Source organism: Marinobacterium marinum (assembly GCF_013868415.1).
Lineage (GTDB): Bacteria > Pseudomonadota > Gammaproteobacteria > Pseudomonadales > Balneatricaceae > Marinobacterium > Marinobacterium marinum.
Genome location: NZ_JACEMT010000033.1, coordinates 66,769 through 81,235 on the forward strand (window position 1 = coordinate 66,769; position 14,467 = coordinate 81,235).

Genomic DNA, 14,467 nt, shown 5'->3' on the forward strand with positions numbered 1-14,467 from the left:
CATGCCCTGCATGGCCGCGGCCCCGGTCAGTAGGACACTTTACGGGAGCGTCCCTGGCCCAGTACGCGAATACGATCACCCGGCTGGAAGAAACGTCCGTTTTCAACTTCCTGCACAACAGACAGCACACCACCGTCGTCCAGACGGATAGTAATTTCCTGCCCCTGACGCTCTGTTGCCGACTTTTCGATATGCTGACCAGCCACACCACCGGCCACTGCGCCCACCACCGTCGCCAATGTACGGCCAGTACCGCCACCGATATGGCTACCGGCAATGCCCCCCACAACTGCACCAGTGCCGCTGCCTACGACACCGTCGGTCCGGCCTTCGATACGAACCGGCGTCACGGACTCGACAATCCCGTACTGAACACTCTGAGCCTTGCCCACCTGGTCACGGCTGTACGTATTACCGGTCAATCCCTGTTGCGCACAACCGCCCAGAAGCGTAACGGTTGACAATGCGATCACTGCAATTGTTTTATTCATATCCATAACTCTATTTGATTTTCAAAACCAGCTGACTGATCAACGCCCAAATCAGCTCCTTGAGTTTGCGATGCCAGGGCCGCTTCGACCACTCATCGGCGGTCATTTCAGCACATTGCTCAAGATCCGCCAACATCAAGCGTTCAACTTGTTCGGTCATTTCAGGCTCGATCACTTCCACATTGGCCTCCAGGTTCCAGCGCAGATTCCAGTGATCCAGGTTACACGACCCCAGCGATACCCAGTCGTCCACCAGCCCCACCTTGGCATGCAGAAAGCGCGGCTGGTATTCATAAATACGCACACCGGCATTCAGCAAGCGACGATAATAACGCTTTGACGCATGATATACCCAAAACTGATCGGTGTAAGGGCCGGCCACCAGCATACGCACATCCACGCCGCGCCGCGCCGCACGCCTCAGGGCAGAGCGAATGGAAAACGATGGCATGAAATACGCGGTTGCCAGCCAAACCCGATCATTGGCGCCGTTCACATGATTCAGAAAAGCAACCTTGATGTCCTGCTGATACAGCCCCTGTACGGTTGTCACCCGCATTAACGCCTGTCCTCGCTCAGGCTGCGGCGAGGGCGGTGGTAGCTGGCGAGCGGTACAACGTAGCCACAGGCGGTTATACAGACTGATCAAGTCTGCCACGACCGGCCCTTCGATTCGGCACATGATTTCATGCCAGGGACAGCCCGGTCGCTCCGACAGCCAATATTCGTCCGACAGCCCCGTGCCACCGATAAAGGCAAGGCGCTCGTCAATCAGCATCAGTTTGCGGTGGTCTCGCGCAAAATTGCGTGTCAGCTTGCTCAGCTGCAGCGGATTATAAACAACCAGTTGCACACCAGCCGCTTCCAGACGCTGTCGATCCGCCCGGCTCAAGTGCCGACCGCCAAAGCCATCAACAATCAAACGCACGGAGACACCACGCCGAACAGCATCCGCCAGCGCCTGGGAAAAGCGGTCCATGATTTTGCCGGAAATCACCAGATAGAACTCCAGCAACAGACTGGACTCGGCCTGCTCTATCGCCTTCAGCATGGCGGGAAAAAAGTTTTCGCCGTCCACCATCAGCTCGATCCGGTTACCACCCTGCCAATTGAAGCGCTGCCGCATATGCCGAATGCTTACCTCTATACTTGCCGCTGGCCATACAGCCGAGCATATAACCCCTGCTGATCCAGCAATTCATCGTGACTCCCCTGCTCGCTGATATGCCCATCCTCGAACACGTAGACCCTGTCAGCCTGCTTTACCGCGCTCAACCGGTGCGCCACGATGATTGTGGTGCGTCCCTGCAAAAAGCCAGACATGGCCTGATGCAAGGCAGACTCGGTCTGGGTATCCAGCGCCGATGTAGCCTCGTCCAGCACCACTACCGCAGGATCGGACAACACCATGCGCGCAATGGCCAGCCGCTGCCGCTGCCCGCCGGACAAGCGCACGCCCTGTCGCCCGACCATTGTAGCCAGGCCGTGTTCCAACCCCATGACAAAAGACTTCAGCTGTGCCACTTCCAGCGCATCCCAAAGCTGCCGATCGGCAAAAGAGCGCCCCATGGCCAGGTTGTCACGCACGGTGCCATTAAACAGTGCCGGCTGCTGCAAAACGGTCGCCACATGCTCGCGTACCTGTTCCAGCCCAATGCGCTGCACGGGCACTCCGTCAAAGCAGATTTCCCCTTTTCGTGCCGGATAAAGCCCAAGCAGCACCTGCACAAGCGTGGACTTGCCGCCGCCACTGGCCCCCACCAACGCCACTTTTTGACCGGCCGGAATATCCAGCGAGATCCCACGCAAGACATCCTGATCCGGGAAATAGCCAAAATGCACGTCACGCAAACTGATCCCGACACTCTTGCGGCCTGCAAACGGGTCTTGCAGTTGCGGATAGCGGGGCTCCTGATTCAGATCCATCAAACGATTGACCCTTTCCAGCGCCGCACGTGCTCCGAACCAGGCATACTGCATGCCCAGCACCTCCTGCACCGGCCCCATCATGAACCAGAGGTAACCGAACACGGCCATCATCTGACCCACCGACAGATCTGAGAACACCACCATCAACATGGATACGGCGCGAAACAGATCAACCCCGATCATGAACAGCATGAAACTGAAACGACTGGCCGCATCCGAACGCCATTCATAACTGGTCGAGTGATCACGCACTTCCCGTGCCCGCTCCGTCAGCTGCATCAGATAATGCTGCTCCCGGTTGGATGCCCGGATTTGCTGGATGGCGTCCAGCGTCTCGGTCAGCGCCGACTGAAACAGCTCGTAAGCCGAGTTCTCCCTTGCCTTCAAATGCTTGACCTTTTTGCCCACCATCATAGTCAACCAGATCACGAAGGGATTCAGAAACAGGATGAACAAGGCCAACTGCCAGTGCATCCAAAGCAGAATGATTGCCGTGCCCACAATCGACAACAGCGCCACCAGAAACCGGCTGACCGAACTGCCGACGAAGCGGTCCACCGTATCCAGATCGGTTACAAAATGAGACGCGACCCCGCCACTGCCCAGTGTTTCATATTCCGCCATCGAAATACGCTGCAGACGCTCCAGCAGTCCGGCCCGAATGCGGTAGATGATATCCTTGGAGATAATGGTGAACTGGCGCGCCTGCAGCACGTTAAGCCCCTGCGACAATAGCCGCAACACGACCGTCAGCAGCAGCACCGCCCCGATATACAATGACGGCCCCTGCCAGTCGGCGGGAAAGATCCGCTCCACACTCGCTACAACCACACCAGGCTGCTCCAGCAGGACCTCATCCACCAGAAGCGGCATCAACAGCGGCAGGGGCACACTCAGGATTGCAGCTCCAACCGCAATCAGGTTAGCCAGGACCAACTGACGCTTGTGCTCCAAAGCGATATTGAAGATATACCGCCAGGTATAGCGGGGAGGCGTGGAAGGTGACACCCGAAACTCCTTTATATGCGAGAAAATTCAGACACTCTGCGCGCCTGATTCCTTCAATGTACGCCAGCCCTGAGCAGAAAAACACCCACGGTTGTTGTGCCCTCGCTCTTTCACTATGCTGCAAAGCTGAACCCCTGTTCTGACACCTTGCACAACCGATCGGAAACTTCGCCCATGAACGCCACCCTGATCATTCCGGCAACCCCCATTGGCCCCCTGACCCTTCAGGCTGATGCGACAGGCCTGTGTCGCATCGACTTCGGACGAAGCCAAACACCTACTCCAAACACCGATGAACACCCCGTTCTGGAACAAGCGGCCGAACAGCTCCGGGCCTACTTTGCCGGCACCCTCACCCGCTTCCAGCTTCCTCTTTCATTGATCGGCACTCCGTTTCAACAAGCCGTCTGGCAAGCCTTGCAGGCCATTCCCTACGGCCAGGTCTGCAGCTATGCCGATATCGCTCAAGCCGTCGGTCGCCCCAAAGCCTTTCGCGCCGTCGGCATGGCCAACAACCGCAACCCTCTCCCGATCATCGTACCCTGCCACCGCGTCGTAGGCGCTTCGGGCATGCTGGTCGGATACGGTGGCGGACTTGCAACCAAAGTCCATTTACTGGAGCTGGAGCAGGTACCGCTGACAACTGCGGCCGAACTCGAGCGGTACAGGGTCATTCAAACCGGCAATACACCTTAGGAGACTCGACCTTGGCAGCAATTAGCGGTAGCTTATGCCCCCCACGACCTGCGTAGAGTGAAGCTGCTATCCATGGATACCCTGACCCTGCAACCGCTGGCCCACGCCAACGGCGAAGTTCAGATTCCGGGCTCCAAGAGCCTGTCCAACCGAATTCTTCTGCTCGCGGCCCTGGCCGAAGGCACAACCCGTATTACCAACCTGCTCGACAGCGATGATGTCCGCCATATGCTGAATGCTCTGCAGGCACTGGGCGTACGCTACACCCTGGCAAACGATCGCCGCAGCTGCGAACTGGAAGGACGGGGACAGGCATTTGCCGCCGAGCAGGCACTGGAACTGTTTCTGGGCAACGCAGGTACCGCCATGCGCCCGCTGTGCGCCGCATTGTGCGCCAGCCGCGGGAGCTTTACCCTGACCGGCGAACCGCGCATGTACGAACGCCCCATCGCGGATCTGGTCGATGCCCTGAACCCTCTGGGAGCCGACATCACCTACCTGGGCGAACCCGGGTTTCCGCCACTGCGCATCAATGCCAATGGCCTGAGCGGTGGCGAGGTGTCAATCAAGGGCAACATTTCCAGCCAGTTTCTGACCGCACTGCTGATGAGCGCTCCCCTTGCCGAAGGCGACCTGATCATCAACGTGGAAGGTGAGCTGGTATCCAAACCCTATATCGACATCACGTTACACAGCATGGCGCTGTTCGGAGTAAGGGTCGAAAACCAGGACTATCAACGCTTCATCATCAAGGCCGGACAAACATACCGTTCACCGGGTGAAGTCATGGTGGAAGGCGACGCCTCCTCGGCCTCATACTTCCTTGCGGCTGCCGCAATCGCTGGCGGTACCGTCCGCGTTTATGGCGTGGGAGCCGACAGCGTCCAGGGTGACAAGGCATTTGCCGAAGTACTCGGAGCCATGGGTGCCCAGGTCAGCTACGGACCGACCTGGATTGAAGTCAGCCGGGGAGAGCTCAAGGGTGTGGACCTGGATTTGAATGCGATCCCTGATGCGGCCATGACCATTGCGACCACGGCACTGTTTGCCGAAGGCCCTACGGCAATCCGTAATGTATACAACTGGCGAGTCAAGGAAACCGACCGTCTGAGCGCCATGGCAACCGAACTGCGCAAGGTGGGAGCGGATGTCGTCGAAGGCGAGGATTTCATCGAAATCACTCCGCCGAGCGAGATTCGAAGTGCCGCTATCGACACCTATGATGACCACCGCATGGCCATGTGCTTTTCACTGGCCGCCTTTGGCAAGGCACCTGTTACCATCAACGATCCGGGCTGCACACGCAAGACCTTCCCTGAGTATTTCGATCTGTTTGCGTCAATTACGCGCTGACCGCAAGACATGGCCCGCACCGATGTGACACGCCCAGGCGCTGTCACATCGGTAGCAAAATCCGTTTATCCGCCTGCCTGATCCGTCTTGGAGCCGCCCTTACAGGTCGGCGACAGCGGCACCTCACCACTGCGCTCAACCCACTCTTCCGGTGTATGCAGATGCAGGGCCAGTGCATGAATGGGGTTCTGCATCAACTCCGCAACCAGGCCATAAACCTGCTGATGACGCTGCACCAACCGCTTGCCGGCAAAATCGGGGCTGACCAGTACCAGCTTGAAGTGGCTTTCGGTAGCAGGTCCCGAATGCATATGACTTTCGTTTTCCAACCGGATATATTCCACCTGCAATCCCGCCTGAAGCAGGCATTCCAGCTGTTCAGCAACACTCATGTAAACTCCACTGATAACTCGACGGACGGCGCCCGATCACTTGCGAATGCGATCCTTGCGCGCCATCTGAATAAAGTGATGATGTATTCTCCGGGTCGCCAGCCACACACTGGCAGTCACCACGGGAACCGCTATGCCGGTTGCCAATGACTTGTCAATCGGAACACCTGCATCATACACCGCTTCGAAGACATACTTCAGCAGGCCGATCAGATAATAACTGATCGCCACCACGGACAGCCCCTCAACCGTATGCTGCATCATCAACTGAATACGAGAACGTCGATCCATGGAGCTGAGCAACTGCTGATTCTGCTGGTGAATGCTCAACTCCACACGGGTACGCATCATATCGGACACACGATCCACACGCGTGGACAGGTCTTCCAGACGCTCACCACTGGCCTGGCAGGTGCGTACCGCAGGCGTCAATCGACGGGTCATGAATTCAGTGATGGTCAAATGTCCTGACACCTCATCCTCACGCAGCTCCTCCAGCCGGGTCAGGACCAGTGCATGATAGGCCTTGGTGGCACCGAACCGAAAGGTGAGCCGGGCACGCCAGGATTCTATATCAGCCGCCATGTCGATCAGATCGGCCAACAGAGCCGGCTCATCCACTCCGCCTTCTCCCGCCAACTGCTGGGTCAGCTGGGCCAGACGATCATTCATGCGCACCAGTTCCGGCGATACCGAACGCGCCAGCGGCAAGGCCAACAATGCCATCAGGCGATAGGTTTCAATTTCCATCAGACGCTGTGCCAGACGTCCCAGCTGGCTATCACTCATCCGCTTGTTAACCACCATCAAACGGCCAAACCCGTCGGAATGCAGTTGAAAGCTGGCCCACACATGCGCATCGCCATTCTGAGGACTGCTACCGACCAGACGCAGATCTTCAAATGCCCGCTTGACCTCCGGCAGGTCGGGCTCTGGAGCCTGGCGCGCATCTTCTATGCTGACATGAAAGGCCGCCACCACCTCTCCAGGCAGGGACTCTACCCACCCCTTAGGCAAAGGCGTCAAACCGGTCACGTCAAAAGGATCACTGCCTTCAGGTATGTCCAGGTTCGTGAACGTATAGGTCGTAAATTCGGTGTGCTGCTCGCGGCGCAGGCGAAAACTGCCACAATCGTACTCATAGCAGTTCTGATCCTGCTGATGAACCGGACATCCAAAGACGCCATACAGCTCCTGCAAGTGCTCCTTCTGCGCCCGTTTTTGCGCTTCAGAACAGAGGACGGCAATGTGTGTTACCCGAGCGGGGCTGGGAATAACCTGGAAAGGACGGGAATGCAGCTCATCGTAAAGGTGTGATCGCAGCGGATGAATGTTCATCAATGAATCCGAGCCAAAGATTCAACCTTAATCAATTGCGCTAATGATGAAAACCCCCCGCTAATCGTCAAACCGACCCTGTTTATCTTATACTTGCGGCCCATATCAACACGAGTCGCCTATGATTGTCCGCGTGCTGCCCCAGCTGGAAAGCCGTCACGACTGGATCGCCTTCTGCCGTCGGGATGTACCTTATTGCATGATTGACAGCCCCGCCTGCCTGGTCGATTTCCAAAGCCATTTTCTGCAACTGACTCTGTTCAGCAAGCAGGCACCGGTACGCTACACCCTTGGCTCCCGCCGCTCCATGGACCCTGCCTGGCAGCTGATCAAGCGCTGTAACTGGAGCCTGCAGGCACTGGTAGCCGGACTCGAAACCCTGGATTTTAGCGGTAATGTACGTGACAACGGTTTTCTGGGAGTTCATTCGGATCTGAGTGCGCGCCGCTCCCGCCCCCGTGACCAGCACCTGCACGCGCCAGACAGCAGCGAACTCCTGCCACCGTTAACAGCACTGCCCGATACCTGGCGGATTACCGCCCTGAAACGACTGCTGGCCAATCACCAGTATCGGGACTGGCGCAACGAGGAGGCGAACGCCTCTCTGGGCGCCAGTGCGGTACTGCTGGAGCTGTTGAATCACCCTCACGACTGGCAGGTGCTGACAAGCGGCCCGAGGCTGCAGCTGAGCTATCGCGGCCGGGTATTGGTCAGCCTGATTGCCGACCTGGAACAGCGCCAGCCGGGGCAGCCCTCCCTGCCTGCCCCCTTCCGCTAGGCCGTCAGACCGGCAACGGTGCTCCTTCCGCTTCTGCCGCCAGTACCTTGTAGGGATGATCCGACGCCAGCAACGCCTTGCCCAGTTCAGTCGGAAATTCCACATCCAGATCGACAACCCGACCATCACGACACACGTTGATGATGGTATCCATACAGGACGAAAGCAGCGAGTACTTCTCGTCCGGTGCCGCAATAATGGTTTGCAGCCCCAGATCAGACATGAAGCCCAGTGATGTTACCGTGTTCTCGGAGTCCAGCTTGTTGAACGCCTCGTCAAAGACAGACAGGCTCAAACCACCGACCGGACGGCCATCACCGCCTTCTTTCAAACGGTAGGTTGCCCCCAGGGCGGCGGCCATGGCGACATAGAACGGCACCTGATGCTCACCACCCGAACCGGTCTTGATGCGCTGGGTCAACGTGGTTTTGCGATTCCCCTCAAGGTCCTTGACGACCAACTCGAAGTTGTAGAAGTTGCGGTAATCCTGCAACAGGCTGCTTTCGCCCTCGTCACTGAGCACGTCATGAATCTTGTTCAGCGCCTCGCGGTGGTCGTTATCCCCCTGATGCTGAATATCAAACAGGGTACCCACGTTGGCCTGATCCAGACGGGTGTAGGCTTCGACCAGTTCCAGAATATCCTTGAGTTCCGGGTTCGGCATCATCTCGAAGCTGTACATTTCCTGATGGAAAGGACGGTTCTTAAGGTGACTGTTCAGTTCGCGAATCAGGTCCTTGATCTTGTTGATCTGATCGTTCAGGTGCGCGACAAAGTCCGAACGGAAGGCCGTTTCCGCTTCCAGTCGCGCCCGCTCGGCACGCTTGGTGTATTCGGCCAGCTCTGAATCTCGCAGCGCCTGCACCGTCTTATTGACGTAGAATTCAAGATCTTCATGGCTGGATTCGGCACTGATATTATCCAGCTCCTGATGACTCAGGCCGCCGCCATGGTAGCGCGCCTTGTACTGCGCCACCGCATCACGCACGGCATTCTTTTTCTTTTCATGCAGCTGAATTTCGGACTGGGCACGCTTGGCCGCCTCGAAAATGATGCGTTCCAGCTCGCCACCGCAGCTGTCGTCCAAATAGTCGCGTTTTTCCTGAGCGGCCTGGGCATCGAAATGGGCCTTTTCTGCACACAGGGTACGTGACTGGGCGTGCTCGACCAGCTCCTGCTCCAGCACTTCCAGACTGGCATTGTCCTTGATCATGCCGGTCCGCACTTTTTGCAGCTTTTCCATCAGCGCTTTCTGCTTGGCATCTATCTCCTGCTGCTGTTCCGCCAGCTCGGCAATACGTACCCGAATACCACTGTCATCGTGATTGCGCAGGTCTGTAACTGCTTGCTCATAGCCGGCCACTTCTGTCGCCAGCTGCTCTCTCTGATTCCCCAGGTCAAACACGCTTTCGGTCATATGTGTCAGGCTGGAGGTCATGTTGATCAAGGCATCGCGCAACTTCTCCAGTGACTCGTGACGCCGTCCCAGTGTCGTGAACTCGGCAATCAGTTCATCCACCTGACGCCCCTGCACTTCCAGCTGATCCTGACGACGACGGATACCCATGATAGGGCTCAGCTCATTGATGGAAGTGGTGGAACCTTCGGTCTGCAGCATGCAGTCATAGGTCAACGCACGCTCCTGCCGCAGCAGCTCATGCTCCGTTTCCACCGCCATCACGCCCCCCAAGGCACGGTTCATGTAGGCGCGAGCATGGTCGTTATCGGTATCGATAAACTCCGCCAACGACCCACGCTTGCTGCGATGCAGCCAGTCACCGGACTTGGTGGTATTGATGATGCGGCACCCCTTGAGGTGACGACCCTTGCGACGATACAGGGTAATCGCTTCCTTGACTCTGTCCGGCGCCACGACCAGAGCCTCGCGACGCGCCCCCAGGAAAGATTCGATGGCGATGCGCCACTTGTCATCATTGATATCTGCCAGCTCGCAAATCGGAGTCGACTCAATACCATAGCTGTCCAGCAGGTCCATCAGCTCACGAGTGTTATGGCGAATGGGGGCACGCCCCTGCTGCAGTTGTTCAACCGCGCTTTTCTGATTCTGAATCAGGCTGCGAAGGTCGTTGATACGAATCACCGATTCTTCATAACGACGTGCAATCGCCTTACGTACATCGTCAACCTGAGCCTTGAGCTGCTCAATCACCTTATCGACGCTGACCGGCTCCGCAGGCCACTGGTCCACCGGCAGGTTCTCACCCGAGCGCCACAAATCAACCGAACGCTCGACCAGCGGACGGAAGTCTGCCGGCAACAATTCATTGTAAGCGGCAAAACTCACAGTCGTGCGCAGCAGGTTGTAGGCCTGCTGTATTTTGTCACGCACGACGCCCTGTTCATGCTGACGGGCCTTGATCGTGGATTCCAGCGCATTGATCTTGTGCGCGGAATCACTGGTATTCAACTCGGCGCGAGCGTCTGCCAAATCCTGCATCGCCTGGTTCAGACGAATGCTGTTTTCTTCCAGTTGCCGCTGCAGCTGTTCTTCTTTTTCAGTGGCTGCTTCCAGGCGCTCCGCGGTTTCTTCCTTGCGCAAATCGGCATTTTCGAAACGGCTTTCGTGCACAACCCATTCATATTCAACCGCATTCTTAATATTGCGGCTGATGCCACCACAGTGCTCCTGAACTTTCTCCAGTTCCCCGATACGGTTGGCGACTTCCTGTGTTTTATGCTCCATCGCTCGGTATTCATCCAGCGATTTGCGGAAGGCGCCTACATGCACGATGTTCTCATCCAACACGAACTCCCGAATAAAACGGGTCGGGCTGTCAATCGGCACAAATTTAAGCGCATTCTTGAAGTTTTTGATGAACTTGTCGTCATCGTTGGGCATCTGCGGATCATGGCTCAGGTGTGTCACCATATCGCGAATAAAGCGGTTGGCCCGTTTTTCCAACACCATGTCCGGGCACTGCTTGAGCAGGCTGTCACGCACCTCATTCCAGGGACGAGGCAAGCGACCACTACCCTGTTTCACCGAGAAATCATCCAGTGAAACGGAAAAGTCCGGCAGAATAAAACGGCCCAGCACATCCTCTTCGGCGGATGCCGTAGACGCGCTGATCGCAATACCGATACAGCTTTCCTTCGCGGTCTCGGTGTCAAAAAAGCTCAAGGCCATATAGGTCAGCGAGTCTTCACGCGCCATCGCTTTCTTGCCCTGCTCATCCATGAAGCCGAGACAGTAGGTCCGCAGCGAGCGCTCGCTTTTTTCACCCGCCGAGGCGTTGAAGCTCAGGTGACGCTTGTGCCCCCCCATCAAGACGGTCTGAATCGCATCCAGCAGGGACGATTTTCCCGAGCCGTTGGGGCCGACAATGGCAACATTCCCTTTGATCGGAATTTCAACGGCACCCAGTACATACCAGTTGACCAGAACAATTCGGTTAAGCTGTTTCATGACGGGGTATCCTCCGCTTTATCAGTGTCGCGCTCATCATTAGCGGCAGGCTCGCTGTATTCCGCTTCTGCGGCAGGCGGTTGCGGTTCAACCGTTTCCGGCTCAGCGGCGTCCGCTTCGACATCCACTGGCTCCTCAACATGAGCATCAACCGGGGCTTCATCCGTCGCATCCGGTTCAGACTCTTCGTCCCCCCGGTCCCGAATATCCAGATCGCACAGCGCTTCCAACTGACCGATATAATCCTCAACCACTACTTGGCGGATGGTGGGGTTGATCCTCAAGGGAATATTCTTGGGATCTGTCTCATCGACTTTCCCACGCTCAACCAGACCATGACGGGTAAACAGCGACAGGATTTCCTTTAATCGCGTTTCATTGGGAATATCCTTGCCCGTCAGGCTGGCAAACAGGCGCAGCAGCTCGTCCGTGGTGGTGTAGGCCTTGCCACTTTCCACCTCAAAATTTTCCAGCTTCTGTTCATACTGCTGTCGCAGACACAACATCAACAGGGACTCGTCCAGTTTGAGCTTCAGCACCCGCTCCTCACCCTGGGGAATAATGCCCAGAAAGGCTTCATCCGGCTGATAGGCCAGCGTCCAGCCCAGCGCTTCAAACAGGTTGCGGAAATAGTCCAGATGACTCGCGATCAGAAAGTAGCTGTCACGGTGTACAGGGCGGTCCGCATAAAGGAACTGGCTGCTCAGCAACAAACCAGCGGCGCGGATAAAGTCATCAGCGTCATGCTGCTCATTGCGGGAGACGATTTTCTGCAGATCACCAAGCATTTAGGGATTCCTGTGGATGGTAAAACCACGACATTCCACCATATCGGCGACATTGACGTAGTGGTCTTCAAATTGAATTCGGTAACGTTTGCGCATGTGCAGCGCTTTCTTGCCCAGGGAGTTCAAGTGGCGGACATAGCTGAAGCAGATATACTCTTCTACCGTACTAATGCGGAAGTCGGTCGCTTTTAACTGGTCACGCCCGGCCAGCTGGCTTTCCAGAAAAGTCTCGATCCGCTCCACGTTGACTTCGCGGCGCTCCTTCCATTCCTTGAACAGACGGCGCAGCTCCAGCACCTTGGGATCGATCTCCTGCTGAGTGATCACCCATGGCTTGGCTTCAATACGGCGACGTACGGGAGCACGCACACTGGCCGGCGCGATAAAGCCAACCTCTTCCAGAGTGTCCAGGCGCGGAGTCACATGATCCGGTAATTTGGCTGCCGCTGCGATGACACGCGACAGGCGTGCAGCCATGCCTGGCGTTGTTTTGTCCATGTAGCGCACCGTATCCGCCACTCGCTTTTCCAGCTGGTAGCGAAAATCGTCGATAGCCGCCAGACGCTGATCTACCGAGTCAAAAATGCGAATAATACGATTGATGTGCTGATGTACCTGAGCTTCAGCCACATCCAGAGACACATCCAGCTGTAACTGATAATGCCCGGCCAGCTGCTTGAGCTTGAGCGGATCGAACTGCAGGTCACGCAGCATCGACAGAATCTGGCGCCGGAAGCGGAAAGGGTTGTTACGCGTTTTCAGCGTTTTGTAATCCGATACCAGAACCTGTTCGACAAAGCGGTCAAAGAAGCCGCGCACGATCTCCTGAGGATTATTGCTGGCTGACAGGTTTATTTTCAGCTCGCGCAGGCTGAGCATCATATCGGTCAAGTGCGCACTGAAATCCGCAGCGGTCTGCGCCGCTTCCGCCAGGGTAATACCGCGCCCCTCGGGATCATGGACGGCCGATTCAAGCGAACTGAGCACGTTCAGCACCGCTCCGCCATAACTGCGTTTTTCCAGCTTGGCGATACTGACCAGCGAGCGCAGCAGATAGCTGACCGCGGGCGACAGCAGTACATAGGTACGATATACCTTCTGCTCTTCCTCTAGCCAGCCAGTCTGTACCAGACGACGATAGATACGGTTGGTGTATTCGGCCGTCGAACGCGGCGGCTCTGTCGAGTCCTCCCCCTGCTCATGCTCCCAGCGCCGCACACCCATGCGCACCACCGCATTTTCGATGGTAGAACGCACCAAATCACGAGGAATGAAGGGATCTATCAGATCTTCATCGAAAAAGAGATCCGCCAGCTCGAGCAGTACGGACTGGTAGACTTGCCGATTCTGCCCCGAGAGCGGGATGAAAATATCTTCAGGAAGCTTGTTAAACAGCACTGAGTTGTCCGGTTTGTGGTCGGTTTTCATAAGCGGGTTATGTTAGCGAAAAACCGTGTGCGAGATAAGAGGAAGGAAAGGCCTCACATCGGTTCGGATCATTTAGTCTGCTGCCGCCTTCTTGCTGCCCCAGACGTCAACACGCCCAACAGCCTCTCTCCGCCCGCCCAGCCCCCCTGCATGGCAAATTTGCCATGCATTTGGAGTAACGATGTAAACAGTTTCACTAGGCCCTTGATGCAACAGGAAATTTTTTTCACATTAGGGCTTGACGACCCGCCAACTCATCACTAATATACGGCCCCACGGTTGAGACGTTCCTCGATAGCTCAGTTGGTAGAGCAGTAGACTGTTAATCTATTGGTCGCTGGTTCGAGTCCAGCTCGAGGAGCCAACCTTACCGTTATGGCTATTCCCTGATAGCTCAGTTGGTAGAGCAGTAGACTGTTAATCTATTGGTCGCTGGTTCGAGTCCAGCTCGGGGAGCCATTTTAAAAGTGTCGGAGCATAGCGCAGTCTGGTAGCGCATCTGGTTTGGGACCAGAGGGTCGGGGGTTCGAATCCCTCTGCTCCGACCACTTATAAATTTATGATATCTCTACCCCTCCCCAGTTGTAGTCTTAACCTATAGACTAAAAATATTTCACGACCTCCTCCCATCAGTCCAAGTTTCAAAATATACTGAGAGTCTTGCCGGGACGAACAGTCAAGAAACATCAAATTTACACCAAAGTAGCCCCACTCTTTGCAATAAAAGTGCACGGCATATTACACCACTAGCCGACAGACACATCACTATGCTTTGAAGCAGGTATAATACCAACGAAAGCCGGTACTTTCGAAACTGATACGTAATTACCCTAGTCCCT

General features: G+C 56.2%; 11 protein-coding genes and 3 tRNA genes. 6 read left to right on the top strand and 8 right to left on the bottom strand.

The window, feature by feature from the left end; all coding sequences use genetic code 11:
• Positions 1 to 26: 26 nt before the first annotated feature.
• From H1S06_RS02455 to H1S06_RS02465, 3 genes are read right to left on the bottom strand one after another with little or no spacing between them, the layout of a single operon-like run.
• Positions 27 to 491, bottom strand: a complete 465-nt coding sequence (locus H1S06_RS02455) for an outer membrane lipoprotein (RefSeq protein WP_181736869.1) — start codon at positions 489 to 491, stop codon at positions 27 to 29.
• A 10-nt stretch (positions 492 to 501) separates the two neighbouring features.
• Positions 502 to 1,617: a phospholipase D-like domain-containing protein gene (locus H1S06_RS02460; protein ID WP_181736871.1), complete on the bottom strand. Its 1,116-nt coding sequence runs from the start codon at positions 1,615 to 1,617 to the stop codon at positions 502 to 504.
• 17 nt (positions 1,618 to 1,634) lie between these two features.
• Entirely contained in the window at positions 1,635 to 3,428 is a 1,794-nt protein-coding gene (locus tag H1S06_RS02465) for an ABC transporter ATP-binding protein (RefSeq protein WP_181736873.1), read from the bottom strand.
• Positions 3,429 to 3,602: 174 nt separating this feature from the next.
• Here H1S06_RS02465 and H1S06_RS02470 point away from each other — a divergent pair, with 174 nt between their 5' ends.
• Positions 3,603 to 4,124 (top strand): methylated-DNA--[protein]-cysteine S-methyltransferase, encoded by a 522-nt coding sequence (locus tag H1S06_RS02470; protein ID WP_181736875.1) that lies wholly within the window; start codon positions 3,603 to 3,605, stop codon positions 4,122 to 4,124.
• 72 nt (positions 4,125 to 4,196) lie between these two features.
• Entirely contained in the window at positions 4,197 to 5,477 is a 1,281-nt protein-coding gene (gene aroA, locus H1S06_RS02475) for a 3-phosphoshikimate 1-carboxyvinyltransferase (protein WP_181736877.1), read from the top strand.
• A gap of 65 nt (positions 5,478 to 5,542) precedes the next feature.
• On the opposite strand, the gene H1S06_RS02480 is transcribed toward aroA, so the two are convergent.
• The gene (locus tag H1S06_RS02480; RefSeq protein ID WP_181736879.1) at positions 5,543 to 5,869 is read right to left on the bottom strand and encodes a BolA family protein; all 327 of its coding nucleotides are present in this window, start codon (positions 5,867 to 5,869) and stop codon (positions 5,543 to 5,545) included.
• A gap of 36 nt (positions 5,870 to 5,905) precedes the next feature.
• Entirely contained in the window at positions 5,906 to 7,207 is a 1,302-nt protein-coding gene (locus H1S06_RS02485; RefSeq protein WP_181736881.1) for a DUF3422 family protein, read from the bottom strand.
• A gap of 121 nt (positions 7,208 to 7,328) precedes the next feature.
• Between H1S06_RS02485 and H1S06_RS02490 the strand changes: the two genes are divergently transcribed.
• The gene (locus H1S06_RS02490; protein WP_181736883.1) at positions 7,329 to 7,985 is read left to right on the top strand and encodes a hypothetical protein; all 657 of its coding nucleotides are present in this window, start codon (positions 7,329 to 7,331) and stop codon (positions 7,983 to 7,985) included.
• Positions 7,986 to 7,989: 4 nt separating this feature from the next.
• On the opposite strand, the gene H1S06_RS02495 is transcribed toward H1S06_RS02490, so the two are convergent.
• From H1S06_RS02495 to H1S06_RS02505, 3 genes are read right to left on the bottom strand one after another with little or no spacing between them, the layout of a single operon-like run.
• On the bottom strand, positions 7,990 to 11,412 hold the full coding sequence (locus H1S06_RS02495) for an SbcC/MukB-like Walker B domain-containing protein (protein ID WP_181736886.1): 3,423 nt from the start codon (positions 11,410 to 11,412) through the stop codon (positions 7,990 to 7,992).
• The gene (locus H1S06_RS02500) at positions 11,409 to 12,200 is read right to left on the bottom strand and encodes a DUF4194 domain-containing protein (protein WP_181736888.1); all 792 of its coding nucleotides are present in this window, start codon (positions 12,198 to 12,200) and stop codon (positions 11,409 to 11,411) included. The genes H1S06_RS02495 and H1S06_RS02500 overlap by 4 nt, the downstream gene beginning before the upstream one ends.
• Positions 12,201 to 13,598 carry a Wadjet anti-phage system protein JetA family protein gene (locus H1S06_RS02505; RefSeq protein ID WP_181736890.1) on the bottom strand — a complete coding sequence of 466 codons (1,398 nt, stop codon included), beginning with the start codon at positions 13,596 to 13,598 and terminating at the stop codon, positions 12,201 to 12,203. It lies immediately after the preceding gene.
• Positions 13,599 to 13,916: 318 nt separating this feature from the next.
• Here H1S06_RS02505 and H1S06_RS02510 point away from each other — a divergent pair.
• The 3 genes from H1S06_RS02510 (at position 13,917) to H1S06_RS02520 (ending at position 14,176) form a co-directional block, all read left to right on the top strand.
• A tRNA-Asn gene (locus H1S06_RS02510) sits at positions 13,917 to 13,992 on the top strand.
• 19 nt (positions 13,993 to 14,011) lie between these two features.
• A tRNA-Asn gene (locus tag H1S06_RS02515) sits at positions 14,012 to 14,087 on the top strand.
• A 12-nt stretch (positions 14,088 to 14,099) separates the two neighbouring features.
• Positions 14,100 to 14,176 (top strand) — tRNA-Pro (locus H1S06_RS02520).
• The last annotated feature ends 291 nt before the right edge of the window (positions 14,177 to 14,467 follow it).

What these genes read in the sequence shown, in the direction of transcription:
- H1S06_RS02455 (WP_181736869.1), bottom strand. Translation starts at nt 491, where the DNA reads ATGAATAAAACAATTGCAGTGATCGCATTGTCAACCGTTACGCTTCTG.
- H1S06_RS02460 (WP_181736871.1), bottom strand. Translation starts at nt 1,617, where the DNA reads ATGCGGCAGCGCTTCAATTGGCAGGGTGGTAACCGGATCGAGCTGATG.
- H1S06_RS02470 (WP_181736875.1), top strand. Translation starts at nt 3,603, where the DNA reads ATGAACGCCACCCTGATCATTCCGGCAACCCCCATTGGCCCCCTGACC.
- aroA (WP_181736877.1), top strand. Translation starts at nt 4,197, where the DNA reads ATGGATACCCTGACCCTGCAACCGCTGGCCCACGCCAACGGCGAAGTT.
- H1S06_RS02480 (WP_181736879.1), bottom strand. Translation starts at nt 5,869, where the DNA reads ATGAGTGTTGCTGAACAGCTGGAATGCCTGCTTCAGGCGGGATTGCAG.
- H1S06_RS02485 (WP_181736881.1), bottom strand. Translation starts at nt 7,207, where the DNA reads ATGAACATTCATCCGCTGCGATCACACCTTTACGATGAGCTGCATTCC.
- H1S06_RS02490 (WP_181736883.1), top strand. Translation starts at nt 7,329, where the DNA reads ATGATTGTCCGCGTGCTGCCCCAGCTGGAAAGCCGTCACGACTGGATC.
- H1S06_RS02495 (WP_181736886.1), bottom strand. Translation starts at nt 11,412, where the DNA reads ATGAAACAGCTTAACCGAATTGTTCTGGTCAACTGGTATGTACTGGGT.
- H1S06_RS02500 (WP_181736888.1), bottom strand. Translation starts at nt 12,200, where the DNA reads ATGCTTGGTGATCTGCAGAAAATCGTCTCCCGCAATGAGCAGCATGAC.